Genomic DNA, 1,727 nt, shown 5'->3' with positions numbered 1-1,727 from the left:
ACCACAGCGCATGGCTTTTCCAGGGGAAGTTCGCCGCCTTGTCGAAGGGCAGGAAGAAATCCTCGACGCGCCGCTCCACGCCGCCGCCAAGTTGAAGGCGTCCAGTGAGCGCCGGCATCTGGATTGCCTCCGGCTGCCCAAGGAAGGCCGGCTTCGCCATCAGCGCAGCCAGTTCGCCGCGGTTCGCCGGGTCCTGGCACCAGCGGGCGGCGTGATGCAACGCCCTGAGAAGTGCTGCAAGCGCCTCCGGGTTCTCCTCGGCCCACACCTTACGCGCGCCGATCACCTTTTCCGGACTGTTACGCCAGAGCAGCGCCTTGACGGTGACGATGCGGCCGGTTCCGGCCGCGACAGCGGCGCTGTTCCAAGGCTCGCCGACGCAATAGCCGTCGATGCGGCCGGCAGCCAGCGCATCGGCCATGAAGGGCGGCGGCACGATGACGATCTCGATGTCGCGGTCGGGATCGATGCCGCAGGCGGCCAGCCAGTAGCGCAGCTCGTAATTATGCCCGGAATGCGGATGCACGACGGCGAAGCGCAGCGGCTCGCGGCCGGCACCCGCCCGCTCGCGGATCAGAGCGCCAAGCGCCGACCCCGCGCGCGCCGGATCGAGGTCGGGCGCGGCACCTTGCGTCGCCATGCCGTCCCAAACCGCGTTGGACACGGTGATGCAGTTGCCGCCGAGCCCGAGCGAGAAGGGCACGATGGTCTCCGAGGCAAGCGGCGTGAGGCCGAGGCTGCAGGCGAGCGGCATCGGCCCCAGCATATGGGCGACGTCGAAATGGCCGATGGCGATGCGGTCGCGGATGTTGGCCCAGGAGGTCTCACGCTGCAGCTTGAGCTCGATGCCCTCGCGGGCGGCAAAGCCTATCTCGCCGGCCACGACCAGAACGGCGCTGTCGAAGAGCGGCATGAAGCCGGCGGTGATTTCGTGCGCCATGCTCATTCGCCCTCCAGCGGTCCCAGCAATCCCGCCGCGGTCACCAGACTCTGGGCGATCTCGGCGATCTTGCGGTTCTGGTTCATGGCGGTCTTGCGCAGAAGCGTGTAGGCAGCCTCCTCGCTCAAGCCCCGCGACTTCATCAATATGCCCTTGGCCCGGTCGATGACCTTGCGGTTCTCCAGCTCGCTGCGCGCCTCCTCCAATTCGCGCGCCATGCGCGAGAAGGCGTTGAAGCGGCTGATCGCCATGTCGAGGATCGGCTTGATGCGTTCCTTCTTCAGCCCGTCGACGACATAGGCGGACACGCCCGCATCGACTGCGGCCTCGATCGAGGCCTGGTCGGAGCGGTCGACGAACATGGCGATCGGCCGCTTCACCGCGCGCGACAGCTGGAACATGTTCTCCAGCATGTCGCGGTTGGGATTTTCCAGATCGATGACGATGACGTCCGGCTCGATCTCGGCGATGCGCCGGGCAATGCCGGCCACGTCATGGATCACCGTGACATGGCGATGGCCTGCGTCCCGCAACCCGGCCTCGATGATCGAGGCGCGGATGCGGTTCTCGTCGATAACAAGGATGGTCAACGAACCGGTGGACATGCGCCTATTGTGCAGGCGGCCCGCAATTGTGCAATGCGGCGATCGACGGATTGGTTTCCATCCGATCCTCGAGGCACGGGCTGCGACGCTTTCGCGTCCCGGCCTGCGTTGCCGGTGAAGGGCGGGAACACTATAGATGTTCATCGTGCGCGAAGATATTCACACGGCAGGCGTCCCGGTAC

General features: G+C 66.1%; 2 protein-coding genes. Both read right to left on the bottom strand.

All coding sequences use genetic code 11. The annotated features are described in order from the left end of the window. Positions 1 to 946, bottom strand: a 946-nt coding sequence (locus tag EOA27_RS35290; protein ID WP_127258596.1) for a CmpA/NrtA family ABC transporter substrate-binding protein, incomplete at its 3' end; no start/stop codon positions are given. Further along, entirely contained in the window at positions 943 to 1,545 is a 603-nt protein-coding gene (locus EOA27_RS35285; RefSeq protein WP_042638220.1) for an ANTAR domain-containing response regulator, read from the bottom strand. The genes EOA27_RS35285 and EOA27_RS35290, both read right to left, overlap by 4 nt. Positions 1,546 to 1,727 lie beyond the last annotated feature (182 nt).

This window comes from Mesorhizobium sp. M2A.F.Ca.ET.037.01.1.1, from assembly GCF_003998075.1.
GTDB lineage: Bacteria > Pseudomonadota > Alphaproteobacteria > Rhizobiales > Rhizobiaceae > Mesorhizobium.
The sequence above is the reverse complement of the archived record's forward strand: the minus strand, read 5'-3'. Positions and strand labels throughout refer to the sequence as shown.

Bases quoted from the DNA above. Each gene is read 5' to 3' on its own strand.
- EOA27_RS35285 (WP_042638220.1), bottom strand. From the start codon at position 1,545: ATGTCCACCGGTTCGTTGACCATCCTTGTTATCGACGAGAACCGCATC.